Raw genomic sequence first — 21,472 nt, forward strand, 5'->3', positions numbered from 1 at the left:
CAAGGATTCCAAAAGGATATGGGAAGTTTTTGCACAATCAAAAAAACATGCGAGGATTCTCGCATGTTTCCATGAGCTTAAATGATAATTCTTTTTTAGCTAGCCCTTAATCAAATCTGTATTTCTGCTTAATGGTGCAGGCAACAAAGACAAGCCCGAAAACAACCATGAGAATCAGGTAGACTGGCAAAGTTGCGGCTGTCAGCGTTGCAATTTCCAAAAGGTGCTGCAGGACAAAGGCTGATAGATAGAAGCCGAAGACAGAGAAGATAATGAGCAGGCTGCGCCAGAGGTTGAGTGGCAGGCAAGCCCGAATGACTGACAAGAAGCTGATGCTGCCTAGCAAGTAATAGGTCAGGGTGGACATTTCTATGTCACTCCAGCCATGACTGCTGCCCCAGATGCGGACAAATAGCACGCTGAAGACAATCATGAGGGAGCTTGGCAGAGCCAGCTGCAGGGAGCGTTTGAGGAAGTGCTTTTCAACCGGCTTAATATTGCGCTCAAAGGTGAGGACAAAGGGTGGGAAACCTTCGACAAACTGGTCAATCAAGGTAATCTGAATCGGAATGAATGGGAAAATCAAGAGGTATTCAGGTTTTCCGAGCAGGATACTGGCGATACAGATAATAGCCAGGATAAAGGAATATATGGTCTTAATGAAGAAAATCGGAGCAATCCGGCCGATATTGTTAACAACTCGGCGGCCTTCAAAAAGAATCTCAGGGACATCGTTAAAGTCAGAGTTAAGAAGAACTAAGTTGGCAATTTGCCGAGTTGCGGGGTCGCCCTCCGCCATGACGATGGAGCAGTCTGCTTCACGCAAGGCCAAAATATCATTAACACCATCTCCGGTCATGGCTGTTGTCCGACCAGCGGCCTTAAGAGTCTGGATGAGCAGCTTTTTCTGATGAGGAGAAACACGGCCAAAGATGGCTGTTTCTTCTGCTTGCTCAACCAGTTCTTGATCGCTGATTTTAGAGCAGTCGATGTAGCTGTCGTAATTGGTAAATCCAGCCTGGCTCGCAATATGGGAAACGGTCACTGGATTGTCACCAGAGATGATTTTCAAATCAACATCCTGAGAGCGCAGGTAGTCCAGTGTCTCGGCTGCTCCCTCACGAATAGGGTCAGTGATTTCCAGAACAGCCAGAGCGGTCATATCTTCAGGCAGTTGGATACTGTGTTTGTCTAGCACTTGGTCGCTGTGAGCCAGTACCAAAACCCGTGATCCGCGTTTTTGAGCCTCTCCAACCGCTGCAGGATTGCTGTCCAGCAGCATTTCGGGCGCTCCCAGAAAGATAGTTCCGACACTTGATAAATGCATAGCCCCCCATTTTCGGTCACTAGAAAATGGGATGACATTGTCGCTAGTATAGGTGTGCTCCAGGTGGCCGTAGCCCTTTCGGATAGCCTGAGCAGTTGGGTTATTATCCTCGCTGGTTTGGATGTAGGCTGCTAAGATTTGACCGACGGTCTCATCAGAAAACTTATCCGATAGGCTATGCAAGGCTTCAACGGTCATCTTACCTTGGGTAATTGTACCGGTCTTGTCCAAGCAGAGAGTATCTACCCGAGCTAAGGTCTCAACAGAATACATTTCCTGAACAAGAACCTTGCGCATACCTAGCTTGATGACAGCTGTCAGAAGTGACGTGACTGTCAGCAGGGCGATTCCCTTAGGCAGCATACCCAAAAGAGCTGTCGAGCTGGTAATGACAGAGTTTTTGACAGGCAATCCCTTTATCATTAGGGCTTCAAAGAAGAGAGCCATTCCGAAAGGAATGATAATTTTTCCGGTAAAGCGGGAAATTTTCCCAAGATTGTAAAGGATGCGTGAGTTGATAGGTTTGAGGGTTTTAGCTTCAGTCATGAGCTTGTTGGCGTAGTTATCTGCGCCGACATGATGCACCTCAGCATAGATCTGCCCACTAGCCAGAAAGCTACCAGACAGCAGCTCAGCGCCTTCTTCCTTGAGAACTAAGTCGCTCTCCCCTGTCAGCATGGCTTCATTGGCCTCGGCAACACCCTCTACCACACGGGCATCACTGGGAATTTGCTCGCCGGCTGACAGCTTGATCAGATCGCCCAGTACAATTTCTTCTGGCTGAATTTTGACTTCCTGGCCTTCTCGGATGACTGTGACTAGCTCTCGGCTGACCAAATTGAGCTTGTCAATCATGTGTTTGGCTCGTAGTTCCGTAATAATACCAGTGACGGCGTTAAAGCTGATTACTGCGAAGAAGACTAGATTGCTCCAGGCTTGGACAGAGACCAAGGCTAGAGCAATAACAAAGTTAAGGGCATTAAAAAGGGTGAAAACATTCCGCTTAACAATTTGCCAGTTACTAGTACTGGTGTCACTTGTAAAATCATTGGTCAAGCCCTGCGAAATCTTTTCATTTACTTGGGTTTGGTTTAAACCGATTAATTCTTTCTTGTTCATGAGATTAATGATACCATTTTTTTATGGAAATGGCTATCCGAATCAGCTGTTACAGCCAAAGTTTGGAAAAATATTGCAGACTATAAGGGTATAGGGTATAATGGGAAAGGATGTAATAAATTTCAAGTACAATCACAGTTTGAAATAAGGAGAGTTTATGTTTTATACTTATTTGCGAGGTTTAGTGATTTTTATCCTGTGGACCTTGAACGGCAATGCACACTACCACAATAAAGAAAAGATTCCTTCAAAAGATGAAAATTATATCTTGGTTGCCCCTCACCGAACATGGTGGGATCCAGTTTACATGGCTTTTGCGACCAAGCCCAAGCAGTTCATTTTCATGGCCAAGAAACAGCTCTTTGAAAATCGGGTGTTCGGCTGGTGGATTCGCATGTGTGGTGCCTTTCCTATCGACCGGGAAAATCCTGGCCCGTCAGCTATCAAGTACCCTGTCAATATGCTGAAAAAGAGCAATCGTTCCCTCATTATGTTCCCAAGCGGCAGCCGCCATTCTACGGATGTTAAGGGAGGAGTGGCAGTGATTGCTAAGATGGCTAAGGTCCGTATCATGCCAGTGGTCTATGCTGGTCCCATGAGCCTCAAAGGCTTGGCAGCTGGAGAGCGCGTGGATATGAATTTTGGTAATCCAATTGATATTTCAGACATTAAGAAGATGAATGATGAGGGAGTTGAGGAAGTGGCTCGCCGTATTCATTCTGAGTTTGATCGTCTTGATGCTGAAGTGGCCCCTTACCAGACACAAAAGAAAGGCAATATCTTCTTACGGATTTTACGTGCCTTTGTCTTTATTCCTGCTATTTTGATTGGAATTTTGACCATCATTTTCAGCTTTTTTGCCAGCTTTGTCTGGGATCCGGACAAACACAGAAAATAAGTTACTAATCAGCTTACTGAGTAATCTCGCTTGGGAGCTGATTTTTTTATGTGAGTGAGCTATAATGTTTGTATGTTTTATAAGGAGGATGTCATGTCTCTTACTTTTTTATCTTTTATAACCTTATCACTGTTTATGCTGCACGAGTTTGATGAGATTATCCTGGTTCGGCCTTGGATTTCTCAGAATCAAGACCATCAAGGCTATCAAAAGGAGATGTTCATTGTTAGGAGAGGAAGTTATCTTTCTGCTGAAAGTATAGCTCTAATGATTGCGGAGGAATTTCTACTGGCTTTTATCCTTTTGTTGCTTGCGATTCTATTTCGCATTTCCGAGCTGGCTCTGGCTATTGGCTTCTGTCATACTCTCCATCTGCTGGGCCATATCATGCAAGTGTTTCGCTTTCGTCGCTGGGTACCGGGCGGCTTCACAGCTCTGACGACGTTTCCTGTGCTCATCTTAGTCTTCATCTTTTATCTATGTCAGCAGTCGGTTTCTTGGCCGCTGCTTCTGATTCTAAGCGCGCTTGTGATGGCTTTTCTTCTAGTAAACCTTGCTTTTTTACATAGCAAAGCTCATAAGTTAGAAGCTTGGATATACAGGATAAGCAAAGCAAATTGATATTACAGTTCCTATTTTCATCAATGCCTCTTCTATCTATACGACTACTTGCAAAATAAAGATTTTAAAATATGACAAGCTGAAAATTCTCGCGGTTTGTCATATTTTTTTGAATTTTTTTACGAATAAAAAGACAAAGGAGAAAAATATGCTTGAAGAAATCATTGAAAAGCTAAAAGAATACAAGTTCTTTGTCGGTCTGGTAGTAGTTGGCGCTGTGCTAGGTGGTTTTTTCCTTATCAAGGGAAACCATCAGTCGCCAAATCAGGTGGCCGCCTTGAGCCAAGAAATAACTTCCTCATCCAGCTCAGCTGATGAAGAAAGCGAAAAGATTGACTATAAGTCTAAGGCGGACGAAGAGGAAAGTGAGCAGGTCACTGTGGATATTAAGGGAGCAGTCAAGAATCCTGGCGTCTATGAGCTGAGATCAGGAGCGAGAGTCCATGAAGCCATACAAAAAGCTGGCGGATTGACAGCAGACGCCGAGGCTAAGTCCATCAATCAGGCACAAAAATTAACGGATGAAGCAGTAATCTATGTGGCAAAGATTGGTGAAGAAGGAGCTGATGTCACCCAGACTGGCCAGCGTCAAGCAGGAGCTTCTGATTCTGCTGGTGCCAGTGGTGGAAAGTCGGACAAGGTCAATCTAAATACGGCGACAGAGGCTGAACTGCAGACTATTTCAGGCATCGGACAGAAGCGAGCTTCTGACATTATCGCCTACCGCGAAAGCAGTGGCCGTTTCAAGTCAGTAGATGATCTGAAAAAGGTGTCAGGTATTGGAGATAAGACCTTAGAAAAGCTGAAAGAATATGTCACAGTGGATTAAAAAGTTACCCCTCGCCCCTATCTATCTGGCTTTCATACTTGTATGGGCCTATTTTGCAGTCTATTCTGGCAGTTTGTTAGCATATTTAGGGCTGGGTGTCCTTCTGCTTCGTCTCTTTTTCAGCTATCCTCTCAAGAAAAGTCTAGCTGCTTTGGCATTCCTGTCCCTTTTTGTCTTCTTTTTCTTGCTTCGTCGGGAAATGGCAGAGCAGGCCTTTAGGCAGGAACCTCCTTCAGCTAGCTCGGTTCAAGTCTTGCCAGATACGATCAAAGTCAATGGAGATTCCCTATCCTTTCGAGGGCGAACGGACGGTCGGCTTTATCAAGTCTTCTACAAGATCAAATCAGCCAGTGAAAAGGAAGCTTTTCAGCAACTGACAGATTTGGTCGTCCTTGATATGGAAGCAGAGTTTGAACAGGCCCAGCAGCAACGAAATTTTTCGGGCTTTGACTATCAGGCTTATTTAAAGAGTCAGGGAATTTACCGTACCTTAAAAATCAATAAAATTCAGTCACTAAGGCCAATTTCCAGCCTGAATCCACTCGATTGGCTATCTGTCTGGCGCAGAAAAGCGCTGGTCTATATTCGAAATAATTTTCCTAGTCCAATGAGTCATTATATGACTGGACTCCTGTTTGGTGACTTGGATACGGAGTTTGCGGAAATGAGTGACCTGTATTCTAGCTTGGGTATCATCCATTTGTTTGCCTTGTCTGGTATGCAGGTAGGTTTCTTTTTGGATGGTTTTCGCAGAATTCTTCTACGTTTGGGGATGAAGAGGGAGATAGTAAATGCCTTGCAGCTGCCTTTTTCATTTATCTATGCTGGACTAACAGGCTTTTCTGTTTCTGTTGTCAGAAGCTTAGTTCAGAAGTTGTTGGCCCAGCAGGGACTGACAAGGCTAGATAATTTTGCTCTGACACTGATGGTTCTCTTTATCATCATGCCCAATTTTCTTCTAACAGCAGGCGGTGTCTTGTCCTGCGCTTATGCTTTTCTGATTTCTATGATGGATTTTGAGAAGTTGTCGCCGATTCGGAAGCTTTTAGCGGAAAGTCTGACTATTTCATTGGGGATTTTGCCTATACTGATCTACTACTTTGCAGAATTTCAGCCTTGGTCCGTGATTTTAACTTTTCTATTTTCACTACTCTTTGACCTGCTGATGCTGCCAGGCTTAACCCTCATTTTTATTTTGTCGCCACTTTTAAAAATCACTCAGGTCAATTTTTTCTTTGAGTTACTCGAAGGTGTGATTCGTTGGGTAGCTGATTTTGCTCCGCGTCCTTTGATTTTTGGGAAGCCCAACCTCTGGCTACTTGTTGCCCTCCTTTTAGTTTTGGCTTTAATCTATGACTTTCGGAGAAAGAAAAGTTGGTTTTTGTCTTTTAGTTTCCTAGCTCTTCTCTTATTTTTCCTAACAAAGCATCCGCTGCAAAATGAGATTACAGTGGTGGATATTGGTCAAGGTGATAGCATTTTTCTCAGGGACTGGCAGGGCAGGACGATTTTGATTGACGTAGGAGGACGAGTCGAGATAGGAAAGAAGGAGGCTTGGCAGAAGCGACAGACTTCATCCAATGCAGAAAAGACCTTAATTCCCTATCTCAAAAGTCGTGGCGTTGCTAGTCTGGATGTATTGGTCCTGACTCATACCGATACCGATCACATGGGAGATATGTTGGAGGTAGCTAAGCATTTTTCCATCAAGGAAATCTATGTTTCCAAAGGAAGTCTCACTCAGCCTGATTTTGTTCAAAAGCTGGAGCAGATAGAAACTTCTGTCCATGTCTTAGAAGTGGGAGATGAGATTCCGGTATTTGACTCAGCTTTGCAGGTTCTCTATCCTAGCGGGGTAGGCGACGGTGGAAATGATGATTCGATTGTACTCTACGGAGAGTTCTTTCAGACAAAATTTTTGTTTACAGGTGATTTGGAAAGACAAGGAGAAACCGAACTGCTGCAGCGCTTCCCTCAGCTGAAAGCAGATGTCTTAAAAGCAGGGCACCATGGTTCCAAAGGCTCGTCCAGTCCAGAGTTTTTAGAGCAAATTCAGCCGAAACTGGCCTTGATATCAGCCGGTCAGAATAATCGTTATCGTCATCCCCATCAGGAAACCTTGCAAAGATTTGAGAAGTTTAATACAGCTATCTATCGAACTGACCAGCAGGGGGCCATTCGGTTTACTGGTTGGAATTCCTGGAGGATTGAAACGGTTCGTTGATAGCAGCGCTAAAGATGCCAACTCATACTTTGTAGACTGCTTAGCTTCAGTCAGGAAGTCATATTGATTTATTTATGCATTTGTGATAGAATAATGGGTATAAAAAATTATAGAGGAGAATTTTATGTTTGCTGCATATAAAAAATTCTGGACACATTATGCTGATTTTTCAAGCCGCTCTAGTCGGTCAGACTATTGGTGGGCGTTTTTGTGTCACATGATTATCATCGTACCATTGTTTATCATTTTTTGGGCATCTGCTTTTGGAAGTATTCTTTCAGCCGCAGTTCAAGACTCAACATATGGATATGAATCAGATCCATCAGCAATCTTGGCTGGAGCAGGATTCGCTGTAATCTTTATTTTCATCTTAATTCTATATGCTCTGGCAACTTTTGTACCTAATTTGGCTATCATTGTCCGTCGTTTACGTGATGCTGGTTATCATTGGGCTTTCCTTTTCTTGTATGTTGGTCCTTTTTTACTATCATTTATTCCAGTTCTAAATATTATTGCAGGAATAGTATCTCTTCCATGTAGTATTGCTTTGATTGTTTTGCTTTGTCAAGGGTCTAAGCCTGAAATGGTTGGAAATTCATACGGCCAGCAAAACTTCCAAGGACAACAGTTTGGCCAACAGCCATACAATCAAGGTTTGAACTATGAAAAACAACCGCAACAAGGCGGTTTCCAAGGTCAGCAGTTTGGCCAACAGCCACAGCAAGGTGGTTTCCAAGGACAACAGTTTGGTCAGTCACAACAACCAGTTCAAAATCAACAGTTTGGTCAACAGCCACAGCAAGGTGGTTTCCAAGGTCAGCAATTTGGTCAACAACCACAGCAACCTGTCCAAAACCAATCATTTGGTCAACAACCACAACGACCTGTTCAAAATCAACCATTTGGTCAACAACCACAACAAGGTGATTTCCAAGGTCAGCAATTTGGTCAACAACCACAGCAACCTGTCCAAAGCCAACCATTTGGCCAACAGCCACAGCAAGGTGGATTCCAAGGACAACAGTTTGGTCAACAGCCACAACAACCTGTTTCTGATCAAAGCCAAGCAGTGGAGCAAGCAGAACCTGTTCAAAATCCATTTACTGCTGAAACACCTGAGCAGTCAACACCTCAGGATTTTGGAACTCAAGCACCTGTTCAGGATAATCCTTTTGTTTCACCAATTCAAGAGGAGCAACCTGCTGAAAACAGTGTAGAGGATACAACTGAAAATCATGAATAAACAAAGAAAGAGTTGGAATTTTTCCAACTCTTTTTGCTCTGTCGCTCGCAGAAAATCTTGAACAGAACTGGACATTGATAGTTTTTTAGAACAAAGAAAAATGAAGCTAGTAACAGTTTATATTTATATAGCGGATATACTCAAAAATTAGATTTTGTTTGCAAAGAAAATAGCAGACTTTCCGACTCTTTTTTGTTACAATCAATACATGAAAAAAATTGACAAGAAATATAAAGTAGGGGAAACTTTCTGTGTTAGCTATTGAGGAAATTAAAAAAATCACGCCAAGCAATCTTCCTGCTTTGACCATTTTGACTGGGGATGACTTGGGGCAGTTTGAGTTGTTGAAGGAGCAGTTTCTCCGCCAGATTCAGTTTCAACCGGGCGATTTGAACACTGCTATTTTCGATATGAAAGAAGCAAACTATCAGGATGTGGAGTTGGACTTGGTCAGTCTGCCTTTTTTTACGGATGAAAAAATAGTGATTTTGGATCATTTTGCTGATTTGACAACAGCCAAGAAGCGCTATCTGACTGATGAAGAACTCAAATCTTTCGAAAGTTATCTGGAAAATCCAGCGGATACGACTCGTCTGGTTATCTTTGCAGAAGGCAAATTGGATAGTAAGCGCCGTCTGGTCAAACTGCTGAAACGGGACGGGAAAATTTTTGAGGCTGCAGAACTCAAGGAAGCAGATCTACGGGCTTATTTCAGCAAGGAAGCGCAGGCAGAAGGATTACAATTTGCTCCGACAGCTTTCGATCAGTTGCTGCTGAAATCAGGTTTTCAGTTCAGTGAAGTCAGTAAAAATTTAGCCTTTCTGAAAGGATATAAAGAGTCCGGTCAGATTGGTTTAGAAGACATTACCGAGGCCATTCCCAAGACTCTTCAGGACAATATTTTTGACCTGACCCAGCTGATTTTGCAGCAGAAGATTGATGAGGCCAGAAGCTTGGTACGAGATTTGACACTTCAAGGCGAGGATGAAATCAAGCTTATTGCTATTATGCTGGGGCAGTTTCGTATCTTTACGCAGGTTAAGGTTTTAGCAGAAAATGGCAGAGCTGAGAGTCAGATTGTGTCTGATTTGTCCGACTATTTAGGCCGCAAGGTCAATCCTTATCAAGTCAAGTTTGCCTTAAAGGATGCTCGCTCACTGAGTTTAGCCTTTCTTAAAAAGACTATGGCCTGTCTGATTGAAACGGATTATCAGATTAAGTCGGGACTGTATGATAAAGATTACCTGTTTGATTTGGCTCTGCTCAAGATTGCGACGGGTGAGCTACAAGCAAAATAGTTGAAAAATTCTAATGATTGCGTTATCATTTTTATAATCATATAGAAAAAGAGGTCTATCAAATGGCAATTATCTTACCTGATCTTCCTTACGCTTACGATGCTTTGGAGCCTTACATTGATGAAGAAACAATGCACTTGCATCATGACAAGCATCACAATACCTATGTAACGAATGTTAATGCTGCGCTTGAAAAGCATCCTGAAATCGGTGAAGATTTGGAAAAATTATTGGCTGATGTGGAGTCTATTCCAGCTGATATCCGTCAGGCAGTCATCAACAATGGTGGTGGTCATCTTAACCACGCTCTTTTCTGGGAGTTGATGACACCAGCTGAAACATCACCATCTGCAGAATTGGCAGCAGATATCGAAGCTACTTTTGGATCATTTGAAGACTTTAAAGCAGCTTTTACTGCAGCGGCTACAACTCGTTTTGGTTCTGGCTGGGCTTGGCTGGTTGTCAATAAAGAAGGCAAGTTGGAAGTAACCTCAACTGCCAATCAGGATACTCCTATTTCAGAAGGTAAAACTCCAATCTTAGGACTGGATGTTTGGGAACATGCTTACTATGTGAAATACCGCAATCTTCGTCCGAACTACATTCAAGCTTTCTTCTCAGTTATTAACTGGAAAAAGGTTGACGAACTTTACGCTGCTGCGAAATAAACAGGCAGTTTCAATATATAAAAAGGCGAATCGATTAAAGATTTGCCTTTTTTAATGCTTAAAATGCCTTTTTTCTGGATTTCACTTGTTATTTTCCTCATAATTTTTTATAATACAAATGCTAGGAGAAATGTTTTGAGTAAAAAAATTGTAACGATTATCGTAGCTGTCCTTTCTTGTCTTTGTCTGCTGGGCTTCATCGTCCTTTTTATAACCCAACGAAATAAGGCCATTGAAAAGAAAGCACAAGAGGCTGCTCAACTTGCAAAGTCTGGCGAGCAAGAACAGGAGGAGGAGAAAGTCAAGCCTGATTCCAAACCAGTTGAAGAAAAGCCCAAGCCAGTTGAAAAAAGTCCAGAGGAGAAGCAGAAGGTCATGGAGGCGGACGGCCCGACTATGGATGCTTTAGGACTTCGATTTGACTATGCAAATTTGGATTTGACTCAGGTCATTCAGGCTTATATGACTGAAATGGGAATTGAACCCTCCCAGGTTGCATTTTCATATAAGGATTTGACGACCGGTAAGACCTTTGCCATGAATGACACCCAGCCTATGACTGCGGGATCGACCTACAAGCTCCCTCTCAATATGCTGGTAGTAGATGAGGTGGCTGCCGGCAAACTTTCTATGGATGAGCGGTTTGATATTACCAATACAAACTATGAATATAGGGGCGAGCATGATAACTATGTTGGTGCTTTCAACGGTGCTATGAGAATATCAGACATGCAGGAATATTCCTTGGTTTATTCTGAAAATACTCCAGCCTACGCTTTAGCAGAGCGTCTAGGCGGCATGGAAAAGGCCTATGACATGTTTAGCCGTTACGGTCAGTCCAAGGCTGATATTAAGACGATCAGCCGGGAGAATAATAAGACCACAACGGATTACTATATTCAGGTCCTTGAGTATTTGTCTAAAAATCAGGAAAAGTACAAGGATATCCTTTATTATATTGGTGAGTCCTTCCCAGGTGAATACTATAAGCGCTATCTGCGTGACATTACGATTTATCAAAAGCCTGGATATGTTCGTGAGGCGCTCAATGTGGATGCTCTAGTCATGGAAGAGAAGCCTTATATTATAGCTCTCTATACGGCATATCTGGGTGGTAGCACCGAGGCCAGTGATGAGATCAGTGGTGTCGGAATTGAGCAAGTTGGTCAGTTAGCCTACGTCATCAATGAATGGCATCGGGTTAATATGAACTAAGAGCAATCTAGTCTAGACAGGCTAGATTTTTTGATAGCTATTTAGAAAAAAACAAAATACCTCTTGCTTTTTTGAAAGAGAAGTGTTACAATCTATTTAGAAGATCTTCTAATTACTTCATTCTGCTCTGTTTAATTAGTCACTGAGCAATTTTTTATAAAAGCTATTTAGAAAAAAATCTAAATTTCTCTACTCAAAAAGGAGGAAAAATGAAGAAAGCAAGAAACTCAATCCTACTAACCGTAGTAGGTCTAGTGACGGGTCTATCCATTTGGCTGGCTGTTTTTTCCTGGGTGCTCTATAAAAATAAGGACGACCTGCAAAAAATATCCAATCAAAAACATTTTTAAATACAAAATAGGCAATCTAGTTTTTCTAGACTAGATTTTTTAATCCAGAGTATTTAGAAACAAATCGAAATACCTAAGAAGGATTAGATTGCTTCGTTTCGTACTCTTTATTTAGAAAATTTTCTAAATAGATAGATAAAGGAGAAAAGATGAAAAGAGGATTACTTTTATTGCTTATAGGCTTGCTCACGGTTTTATCCGTCTGCTGGGCAATCCCGTCTTGGATCGTTTTCAAAAATAGACGAAAATTGGAAGGAAAAATTAAATGTTGAAAGAAATTTTACGGAAATACCGCGCTTCTTATCTGGGTGCGACTATCTTTAGCATTGGAGCAACGATTTTTATCACTTTGTTTTCTTTGCAGCTGGGAGTTGTTGTGGACAGTGCGCAGAAGGCTCATTCTAACTTGCTTGGACAATTCTTTATCTGCCTTTTTTGCACTTGTGCTTGGTCTCTTTGCAGCTTGCTGGCTATTTGGTTCAAGAACAATCATAATAAGCAAGTCTTGGAAGAAGTCAAAACGAGGCTTTTCCATTCTTTTTATGACAAGAATTTGCATGACAAGGCTTCCGAGCAGGAAAATAGCTATCTCAACACAACGACCAAGAATATGGATATTTACCAAGAGAATTACTTGACCCCGCGCTGTGATATTGTGGCTGCCTTTTCTTCAGTTTTTATCAGTACACTGGCTATTTTTTGGATTGAATGGCGCATGGCTCTGGGCTTTATTCTCATTTCTTTTTTGACCATGGCTGCGTCACAAATTCCAGGGATATTGATGCGCAAGGCGACAGCGAATTTCACTCAGAAAAGCAATTACTTTTTGAAGCAAGTCACCAATTTTTTGGAAGGCTTTGAGCAAATCAAACTTTTGCAAATCCAAAAAAGGGTGGTTGAGCACCTGTCTAGCAGCAACAGCGACTTTGAGCAAGCCAGAAAAAGCTATAATGCGGCTAAGGAGGGCGCTGTGACTCTGATGATGTTCTTTAGCTTTCTGTCTCAGATATTTTGTATGTCTCTGGGGCTTTGGTTTGTCAGCCAAGGGTCTCTGACCATTGGGGCTTTGATTGCCAGTGTTCAGCTTTTGAACTTTGTCTTCACTCCTTTGCAGCTTTTTATCAATAACAAAAATCTCATGAGCACGGTCAAGGATATTGAGAATGATTTTGATGCTAAGTTGGCTAAGAAAGAAGCGGAGCCCGCTCAAAATCTGACCGAAACGATTGATCGGATTGATTTTGAACATCTCGGTCTGGAGTTGGGCGACAAGGCTCTCTTTCAGGATTTTTCTTATCAGTTTGCCAAGGACAAGCACTATGCTATTATCGGCGAGTCTGGTCGGGGCAAGTCGACCTTGATGAAGCTCTTGCTCAATTATTTTGATAGCAAGGACTACGCTGGTCAAATCATGGTCAATGGTCAAGCGGTCAGCCAGCTAGCAAGCGACAGTCTCTATCAGAAAATCGCCTTTATCCAAAAGAATGACTTTTTTATCGAGGGAAGTGTGGCGGACAATATCGCGCTATACAGAGATATAAATGCACCTGACCAAACTTTCTTGTACCAAAGTCTGCATTTTAATGAGGCTTTCTTGAGCAAGAAGCTGGATTTGGAGCGGCAGGAAGTTTCCTATGGTGAAAAGCAGCGGATTGATTTGGCGCGTTTCTTGGTTAAGGATTATGATGTGCTGATTTTTGATGAGCCGACCAGTAATCTTGACCCGAGCTTGGCGGCGGAAGTCATGGACTATATCTTGTCCATCAAGGACCGCATTGTTATCGTTATTACTCATAATCAAGGCAGGGCACTCTTAGACCGCTTTGATGACTGTCTTGAATTATAAAAGGAGGAAAGAAAATGAAATTAAAATGGAAAGAATTAGTGGCAAGCCTAATCGTTATTTGGCTACCGCTTATCTACGCTTTGTCAATCTATGCAGACCTACCTCAGCTAATCAGAGGGCATTTGCCCTATAGCGGTCTAGGCATGCCCAAGCAAGTCTTTATCTGGTTTCTGCCAGTTCTCTTGAGTGTAATTCAACTGATTGTTTGCTACACGACGACTATTAAAGAGATTATCGACAAGCAATTTGTCCATTTCCTTTACTGGCTGGTTCCCTTTATCAATGCCGTAGTTTATATCAGCGTTCTTCTTTATGGGCTCAATCCGGCTTTTCCGGTATTTAAGGTCAATGGGATTATGGTGGCAATCAGCCTTAATGCTGTCAGCTACTTTCTCACGAGAAAAATAGTGGCAGACCAAGAGCCGGCTCCACGCGTTTTAGCTTATATCTTCAGTGGCATCAGCTCAATCCTTTTTCTGGTCAGCCTCTTCCTCTTTTAAAATAGCAATCTGATAGGAAAGGAGAAAATCATGTTTTATATTTTTACTTTTGTTAAAATGCTTTTATTCTTTATCTTTGGGTGGATCTGGCTCCTTCTCGGTCTACTCAGTTTGCTCTTTCTTTTTCCTTTTTAAGTGAAGGAAATATAGAAAATAATGATTGGAGATCATCATGAAATCATCATTTTTGAAAAGCGCTGTGGCGCTGGTAACGTGGGGCTTTCTCGTTCTAGGAGCAGCCCACGCTTACGCCGACCAGCAAAAATTGCCGTCAGGCACGCCTTACGACCAAATCGGTCAGAAGATTGAAAATTACTACCAAGAACACGAAAAAACCAGCGCAGGACTGGCAACAACGGTCTTTGACAAAGACGGCAATACTCTCTATCAAAAGAACTTCGGCTATATGGACAAGGAAAAGAAGCTAGCGGTGGATGACAAGTCGGTCTTCGAGTGGGGTTCAACGACCAAAATCACCGTCTGGGTCAGCGTCATGCAGCTTTGGGAAGAGGGAAAGATTGACCTGAAAACGGACATCAGGGAGTATCTGCCCCAAAATCTCCTAAAAAATCTCAAGTACGACAAGCCCATTACCATGCTGGACCTCATGAACCACCAAGCGGGTTTTGAAGACTACCCTTTATATATAGGTTCTGACAAGGATTTAGGAGCATTGATGAAAAAAACTCCGTCTCAGATTTATGAGCCGGGAACGGTGACCTCCTATTCTAATTATGGGACAGCGCTGGCAGGCTATATCGTGGAGCGGGTGAGCGGGCAATCCTTTGCCGACTATGTCCACGAGCATATTTTCCAGCCGCTGGGTATGGAGCACACCGCTCTCAAGCCTGATTTGTCGGACAATCGCTATGTACAAAAGCAGCGGGAGAAGGAGAAAACCTATGATACAGAAGGTAACTTGCTAAAAGGTGATGTGCCATTTGTCCTCGGAGAATATCCAGCGGGGCGAGCGACAGGCACTTTTTCCGATTTGAAACGCTTTGCCCAAGCTCTCTTGCAAAAGAAAACGCTCTTTAAGCGAGCAGAGACTTGGGAGAATTTTTACAGCGCTAGCCATACTTATCCGGGTACGGACGTTCCTGTAAATGCTCATGGACTGTGGGCGACAGAATTTGAAAACACCAGAACGCTTGGGCACGGTGGAAATTCGCCGGGCTTTACGACCAGCCTCTTGCTTGATTTGAAGTCAGGGATTGGCTCAGTCGTTACAGTCAATCAGAGAAATGAGTTCCATTTTGCTATCGCCATGCCCGACCTCATTTATGGTAGGAAAAAAGAAGCCTCAAAGGCGTCACAAAGAGATTTTCAAGCTGGTTTTTATCGCGAAGCGCGCATTTTTAGCAAAGGGCCTTTGTCCATATTTAGAGTTTTCAAATCGACCAGCTATCTGAATAATCCTTCTGAAAATGCGGCTATCAAAGTCTATTTTGGTTTTTGGACGGCAGGTGAAAAAGGAGGGAGCTATCGTCTGAATTTGCCCATTTCAGATAGAATGAAGCTATCCTTGCTTGACGTTATCAGAGACTATGGCAGTTTAGTGCTTGCTGGGCTAGCCTTACTTTATGTCGCCCTTTGCTATCTTTGTGGTATTTTGGCAAAATTGTATCGTTTGCTTTTGGGAAAAAATAAGGGAAGCAACTCAGCTGTTTGGTCAATCTGGCATTATCTGACGGGCTTCATTATTCTTTGGGTGTTTCGCAATTTATTCTCATTTTTCTCTATTATTCTTGCGAAAAATTCTTTCGACCTAGCTGGTTTGACGGGGCATTTTCAACTCTTTGCCTTGCTTGCTCTAGTCTTGCTGATTAGTGCTTTTCTGCCCTATCTGCCTTTTTTCAAAGAGAGATTGAAGCAAGGAAATAAATACCTCACGCTAGCGACCAGCTCCGCCGCTTTTATCATCGCTTTTAATATTTTCTACTGGTCGCTGTACCAGTGGTGGGCACTTTAATAGAAAGGTGAATATCATGAAAAGATCATTTTTGAAAAGCGCTGTGGAGCTAGTAACTTGTGGGCTGGTCGTTTTTGGAGCGGGTCACGCTTACGCCGACCAGCAGAAATTACCGTCGGGCACGCCTTATGACCAAATCGGTCAGAAAATTGAGGACTACTACAAGGAACACGAAAAAACCAGCGCCGGGCTGGCAACATCCGTCTTTGACAAAGACGGCAATACTCTCTATCAAAACAACTTTGGCTATATGGACAAGGAGAAGAAGCTGGCAGTAGATGACAACTCGGTCTTTGAGTGGGGGTCAACGACCAAAATCATGGTCTGGGTCAGCGTTATGCAGCTCTGGGAAGAGGGAAAACTTGACCTCAATGCCGACATTAAGGAATATCTGCCCAAGGATTTCTTGACAAACCTCAAATACGATAAGCCAATAACCATGCTTGACCTCATGAACCACCAAGAAAGTTTCGACGAAACACCCCTTTACATGGGCAGTGACAAGAGCTTGGAGGAGCTGCTCAAAGAAAATCAACCACCACAATCCTACAAGCCCGGTGAGCTGACGGCTTACTCTAACTATGGAACAGCGCTGGCGGGCTATATCGTGGAGCGAGTGAGTGGACAGTCCTTTGCCGACTATGTCTATGAACATATTTTCCAGCCGCTGGGTATGGAACATACTGCTCTCAAGCCTGACTTGTCGGATAATACTTTTGTAAAAGAGCAACGCAAATCAGAAAAAGCCTACGATACAAACGGCAAGTCAATGGGATTGACACCCTTTGAAGTCGGACTTTACCCAGCAGGTCGGGCAACAGGAACCTTGGCGGACATTAAAAAGTTTGCCCAGGCTCTCTTAAGCAAAGAAAAACTCTTTAAGAGAGCAGAAACTTGGGAGACCTTTTACAGCCCTACGAATACATTTCCTCATACAGATATTCCAATCAATGCCCACGGACTTTGGTCAATAGAGTACGAAAATACCAGAACGCTTGGACACGGTGGAAATACGACAGGCTTTACGACTAGTCTTTTGCTTGATTTTAAAACGGGTGTCGGCTCTGTCATTATGGTTAATCAAGGGCTGGAGACTAATTTTACTTCTAAAATACCCGAGCTTATCTACGGTCAGAAAAAATCGACTTCGCAAGAACAAGTGAAAAACTTCCAGCCCGGCTTTTACCGTATGGCTCGCACTTTCAATCAAGGTCCGTTATCCCTGATGAAAATGATGCCCAACTATACAACTTATATCAAAAATCCTAATGATAATCCAAATATTCAATCGCGTGGTTTCTGGATAGCAGGTGAAAAACATGGACGTTATGTGATTAGTTTGCCGATTTCCGACTGGGTCAAGATGTCTATATTTGATGTGGTAAAGGACTATGGTGTTTTGATTTTGGCAGCTGTAGCAGTGTTTTATGCGCTACTAGCTTACATTGGTGGTTTTCTTGTTAAAATGTATCGCTTGATTTTCCGCAACCCAAATCAGCAGCCTGCTAATCTAGTCTGGAACATCTGGCACTATGTGACTGCAGTGTTTGTGCTCATTGTGCCAGTCAACTTTGTGACGGCTTTATCCTCTATCCAAGCGACGGCTTCAACAGCTGGCAGCCGCTTGCAATTTATCCTCTTTGCCGTGATAGGACTGGTCTTGGTTGTTAGCACCCTTTTACCAGTCGTTTGGCGCTCTGCCTTCAAATCAGCTAGTAAGGCGCGGATAGCTCTCACGCTAGCGACCAGCTCCGCTGCCTTTATCATGGCTTTTAATATTTTCTATTGGTCGCTATACCAATGGTGGACTTTATAATTTTACAAATGACAGAAAGGAACATTTCATATGCAAACTTCCATTTCAACTTCAACCATTAAAAAGTTTCTCATCTGGGCTTATGGCATAGGTTGGTTTCTTATGATTTTCTTATGTTATTTCTCTCAGCAAAAGCAAAATGTCATAGCCTCGGTCTTCTCTATTTCCGCTATGTTTGCGCCGAGTATCGCCGCTCTTCTTTCTAAAGCGCCCATAAAAGAGGTTGGCTGGCGACCTAACTTTATCAAAAAGTGGAAATCTTATGCTGCGGTTTGGCTCTGGCTTGCCTTTTATATTATCTTTGGTGCGGTGGTTTACTTCGCTATCTTTCCTCAGCACTTTTCACTAGCCTTTAGCCTACTTGCTAAAAGCATTGGAACTAGCGATCCGGCTCTGGTTCAATCCACAGCTTGGCAGTATGTCTTTAATTTTCTAACGTGGATAAATTTACTTTGTATCATTCCAGCTTTAGGTGAAGAGTTAGGCTGGCGGGGTGTGCTCTATCCTTATCTGAAAGAGCGCTATGGTCGAACCAAGGGGCGCATCATTGGTGGTCTGATTTGGGCTTCGTGGCATTTACCTATATTACTGTTTGCGGACAAATTATCACTAGACACCATTCTCTATATCATTCCTTACTACATCATGGCGATTACCATGGGCTTCTTGTTAGATATTTATTATATAAAAAGCAAATCCATTTGGTTGCCTGCTTTTGGTCACTCCACTATTGATACACTTGGCCCCCTGACTTCTTTGTTGGTCGCAGGCAATGTCAAACCTCTTGCCTATCTCGGGCCTGGAGCCAATGGGCTATTTGTAGGCTTACTAGCCATTGTAGTGGTTACTTGGCTAACCAAGCGGGAGGCGAAAGAAAACTAGAATTAAAAAAAGAAAGGAGCATTTTATATGCAAAACACAATTTCAACTTCAACCATTAAAAGGTTTCTAGCTTGGGCGTTTGGGCTCGCTTGGCCAGGTATGCTAGCCATAGCTTACTTTTATGCGATCAATCAGAAACTTGTCGGTAACATTTTATCCGCAAGTGTGGTAATGTTCGCCCCTATGGTTGCTGCTTTTTTGGCCAAAGCTCCTGTCAAGTCTATCGGCTGGAAATTGAAGCTCGCCAGTAAATGGCGCGATTACCTAGCCTGCTGGTTAGCCATTTGTAGCATTATACTTGGCGGCGCACTTGTCTATTTTGCTGTCTTTCCGCAGCATTTGGCTTTTGCCCTGAACCCACAAGTCGCCCTTCAAATTTTAATGATTTTAACGGTCTTAACTCTAGTCATCAGTCTTTCTGGCTTGGGCGAGGAAGTCGGCTGGCGGGGTATTCTCTATCCTTATTTGAAAGAGCGCTACGGACGGACTAAGGGACGCATCATTGGTGGTCTCATCTGGGCTATTTGGCATTTTCCTGTCAATATGATTGGAGCAGGGACGCTGGGTGAGCGTTTCTTAAATTTAATTCCCTATTATATCATGGCTATTTCTTTTGGGATTATCCTTGATATTTACTATGTACGTAGCAAAACCATTTGGCTGCCAGCCTTTGGACATGGGGTCATTGATGCCGTTGCCATGATAACTACCGTTTTCACTGTTAGTGGGGTAGAAACGTTTAAATTCCTTGGTCCTAGTCCAACTGGACTTTTTGGAGCTCTCATTGCTCTTGTCATTGCCGTTTGGCTGACCAAGCGTGAAGCGAGAGAAAGTCAGCAGGGGATTTCTTAATCTTTTTTAGGTGATTTTTCTACCACTTACTAGCGCAATCTAACCACTTACCAAAAAGAGCTTGAGTTGGTGTACTTCTTTTGTTAGGATAAGGGTGTAGGGGAAAATACACCTTAAGGAGGTCACACATGACACATACTTATCAAAAGACAGCCCATCGCTCTAGTCTGGAAATCTTGCAAGAAGAAGCAGGGGCAAAAAATTGGTGGCTGAGCCTGCCGCTGGCTTTTCTTGCGATTGCTGCGGGAAGCCTCATCAGCGGAGCTTTGTCCCAATGGCTCTTGCTGCCGAGCATGACGGATGCAAATCGCTTGCTTCTGGGAATGATCTCTCTATCCGTCTTTCTGGGCAGCAGTTTAGTCCTCATTCTCTTCGTCGCTAAATTTTGGGAACGGCGCAGTCTTGCTAGTTTCGGTCTCTGGAAGGAAAAATTAGGGTTCAATCTGCTGCTTGGTACAGCACTGGGTTTCTTCTTAGTCCTTCTGGAGGTGGGCTTCAATCTGCTCGGCGGACAGCTCCACATTCAAGTCGAAAAGCAGTTCAATCTAGGAATTTGGCTCTTTTTCCTGGTCAATTTCTTCTTTCAGGCGCTGGCTGAAGAGATGATTTACCGCGGCTTTGTCATGAACAAACTCCGCACCAAACTGAGCTTGCTGCCGGCTGTCCTGCTCAACTCCCTGCTCTTTGCGGTTATCCACATTTTTAAAGGTGGAACGTCTGTCCTTTATATCCTCAATGTCTTTCTGACCGGGATTTTCCTTTCCCTCCTTTTTGCACTGACGGACAATCTCTGGCTGGTCACAGCGCTGCATGCGGCTCATAACATGATTTATCTAGGCGTCTTTGGAGTGATTGGGGCGGGCAACAATCTCCAGCACGGTAGTTTCTTACAGACGACTTTGACCAGTCAAGCCAACAGTTTCTTAGCAGGAACGCCAAGCGAACCTCTATCAGGCGGGCTGATAGCAGTCATCGTTATGGCGCTGGCTGCTCTTCTCACCGCCTATCTAGCCAAGAAAAAGCAAGTGTTTAGCTAAGCCGAGCTTGTCTTTTACCCTCAAAAACAGTATAATGGAGAAAAGAATTTGAAAGTTTTCTAAATAGTTTTAGGAGGATTGCTGGCAGAAAATCTTGGTCATTTGGGCGGGGCACTTCATGGCTCTTTGCTTGTCTACATTGGGGTCTTGATTTATGTAAAACGAGGAACTTTATTTTTCCTTAGCCGGAAATATGTCATCAATCCATTTTTAAGAGGTATCAAAATTGGGAATTAGTGAAACCATGAAAGCCCTAGCTGATCCAGTTCGGCGGGAAATATTAGAAATATTAAAAAAAGGTCCTAAGTCGGCTGGTGAAATCGCTCAAGTCTTCGATTTGACGGGAGCGACGGTATCCTACCATTTGTCCCAGTTGAAAAAAGCGGGGCTCATCTATGAAGAACGGCAGAAAAATTACATTTACTACCATTTAGATGCTACGGTTTTTGAGGAAATTTTGGTCTGGATTGCCGCGCTAGGAGGGAAAAATAATGAAAACGAAACTGAGAAATAACCTTAGAGAATTGCTGCTGACTTTCTTGGTTATTTGGCTGCCACTTGCTTATGCCTTATGGATTTATCCTAGTTTGCCAGAGAATATTAGGATCAATTTCACGTCGCCGATTAGCCCGACATTTAAGTATGTACCCAAATTTCTCTTTATCTGGGGTCTGCCAATCTTTATGACTTTGGCACAGCTGATTGTTTATGGGGCAACGGCTTACCGAGAAATCACCAAGCCAGCTTTTGCCCGCTTCGTCCTTTGGATTGTTCC

The 21,472-nt window shown here is 43.1% G+C and carries 18 protein-coding genes and 1 pseudogene; 18 read left to right on the forward strand and 1 reads right to left on the reverse strand.

Annotated elements, in window-relative coordinates; translation table 11 throughout:
• Positions 1–106: 106 nt before the first annotated feature.
• Positions 107–2,446: a cation-translocating P-type ATPase gene (locus RP262_RS06740; RefSeq protein ID WP_311154661.1), complete on the reverse strand. Its 2,340-nt coding sequence runs from the start codon at positions 2,444–2,446 to the stop codon at positions 107–109.
• 157 nt (positions 2,447–2,603) lie between these two features.
• Here RP262_RS06740 and RP262_RS06745 point away from each other — a divergent pair, with 157 nt between their 5' ends.
• The 18 genes and pseudogenes from RP262_RS06745 to RP262_RS06830 form a co-directional block, all read left to right on the forward strand.
• Positions 2,604–3,344 (forward strand): 1-acyl-sn-glycerol-3-phosphate acyltransferase, encoded by a 741-nt coding sequence (locus tag RP262_RS06745; protein WP_002896089.1) that lies wholly within the window; start codon positions 2,604–2,606, stop codon positions 3,342–3,344.
• 72 nt (positions 3,345–3,416) lie between these two features.
• Positions 3,417–3,965 (forward strand): HXXEE domain-containing protein, encoded by a 549-nt coding sequence (locus tag RP262_RS06750; RefSeq protein ID WP_311154662.1) that lies wholly within the window; start codon positions 3,417–3,419, stop codon positions 3,963–3,965.
• A 148-nt stretch (positions 3,966–4,113) separates the two neighbouring features.
• The gene (locus RP262_RS06755; RefSeq protein ID WP_311154663.1) at positions 4,114–4,794 is read left to right on the forward strand and encodes a helix-hairpin-helix domain-containing protein; all 681 of its coding nucleotides are present in this window, start codon (positions 4,114–4,116) and stop codon (positions 4,792–4,794) included.
• Positions 4,778–7,018, forward strand: coding sequence for a DNA internalization-related competence protein ComEC/Rec2 (locus RP262_RS06760; RefSeq protein ID WP_311154664.1), 2,241 nt, complete (start codon positions 4,778–4,780; stop codon positions 7,016–7,018). The genes RP262_RS06755 and RP262_RS06760 overlap by 17 nt, the downstream gene beginning before the upstream one ends.
• A gap of 124 nt (positions 7,019–7,142) precedes the next feature.
• Positions 7,143–8,261, forward strand: a complete 1,119-nt coding sequence (locus RP262_RS06765; RefSeq protein WP_311154665.1) for a DUF805 domain-containing protein — start codon at positions 7,143–7,145, stop codon at positions 8,259–8,261.
• Positions 8,262–8,512: 251 nt separating this feature from the next.
• Positions 8,513–9,559 carry a DNA polymerase III subunit delta gene (holA, locus tag RP262_RS06770; RefSeq protein WP_311154666.1) on the forward strand — a complete coding sequence of 349 codons (1,047 nt, stop codon included), beginning with the start codon at positions 8,513–8,515 and terminating at the stop codon, positions 9,557–9,559.
• 62 nt (positions 9,560–9,621) lie between these two features.
• Positions 9,622–10,227 (forward strand): superoxide dismutase SodA, encoded by a 606-nt coding sequence (sodA, locus tag RP262_RS06775; RefSeq protein ID WP_002896081.1) that lies wholly within the window; start codon positions 9,622–9,624, stop codon positions 10,225–10,227.
• A 135-nt stretch (positions 10,228–10,362) separates the two neighbouring features.
• Complete coding sequence (locus RP262_RS06780) at positions 10,363–11,442, forward strand: serine hydrolase (RefSeq protein WP_311154667.1); 1,080 nt, start codon at positions 10,363–10,365, stop codon at positions 11,440–11,442.
• Between the two features lie 209 nt (positions 11,443–11,651).
• The gene (locus RP262_RS06785; protein WP_002897970.1) at positions 11,652–11,792 is read left to right on the forward strand and encodes a hypothetical protein; all 141 of its coding nucleotides are present in this window, start codon (positions 11,652–11,654) and stop codon (positions 11,790–11,792) included.
• Positions 11,793–12,057: 265 nt separating this feature from the next.
• On the forward strand, positions 12,058–13,638 hold the full coding sequence (locus RP262_RS06790; RefSeq protein ID WP_311154668.1) for an ABC transporter ATP-binding protein: 1,581 nt from the start codon (positions 12,058–12,060) through the stop codon (positions 13,636–13,638).
• Between the two features lie 14 nt (positions 13,639–13,652).
• On the forward strand, positions 13,653–14,138 hold the full coding sequence (locus tag RP262_RS06795; RefSeq protein WP_311154669.1) for a hypothetical protein: 486 nt from the start codon (positions 13,653–13,655) through the stop codon (positions 14,136–14,138).
• Positions 14,139–14,310: 172 nt separating this feature from the next.
• A complete protein-coding gene (locus tag RP262_RS06800) occupies positions 14,311–16,110 on the forward strand; it encodes a serine hydrolase domain-containing protein (RefSeq protein ID WP_311154670.1) in 1,800 nt (599 codons plus the stop codon).
• A 16-nt stretch (positions 16,111–16,126) separates the two neighbouring features.
• Positions 16,127–17,926, forward strand: coding sequence for a serine hydrolase (locus RP262_RS06805; RefSeq protein WP_295506321.1), 1,800 nt, complete (start codon positions 16,127–16,129; stop codon positions 17,924–17,926).
• A gap of 30 nt (positions 17,927–17,956) precedes the next feature.
• Positions 17,957–18,808, forward strand: a complete 852-nt coding sequence (locus tag RP262_RS06810) for a CPBP family intramembrane glutamic endopeptidase (RefSeq protein WP_125340716.1) — start codon at positions 17,957–17,959, stop codon at positions 18,806–18,808.
• A gap of 27 nt (positions 18,809–18,835) precedes the next feature.
• Complete coding sequence (locus tag RP262_RS06815) at positions 18,836–19,660, forward strand: CPBP family intramembrane glutamic endopeptidase (RefSeq protein WP_311154671.1); 825 nt, start codon at positions 18,836–18,838, stop codon at positions 19,658–19,660.
• Between the two features lie 128 nt (positions 19,661–19,788).
• The gene (locus RP262_RS06820; protein ID WP_311154672.1) at positions 19,789–20,697 is read left to right on the forward strand and encodes a type II CAAX endopeptidase family protein; all 909 of its coding nucleotides are present in this window, start codon (positions 19,789–19,791) and stop codon (positions 20,695–20,697) included.
• Between the two features lie 226 nt (positions 20,698–20,923).
• Positions 20,924–21,211, forward strand: a complete 288-nt coding sequence (locus tag RP262_RS06825) for an autorepressor SdpR family transcription factor (protein WP_002897962.1) — start codon at positions 20,924–20,926, stop codon at positions 21,209–21,211.
• A pseudogene (locus tag RP262_RS06830) lies at positions 21,189–21,472 on the forward strand (hypothetical protein); the annotation flags it as partial. The gene RP262_RS06825 and the pseudogene RP262_RS06830, both read left to right, overlap by 23 nt.

This window comes from uncultured Streptococcus sp., from assembly GCF_963456385.1.
Lineage (GTDB): Bacteria > Bacillota > Bacilli > Lactobacillales > Streptococcaceae > Streptococcus.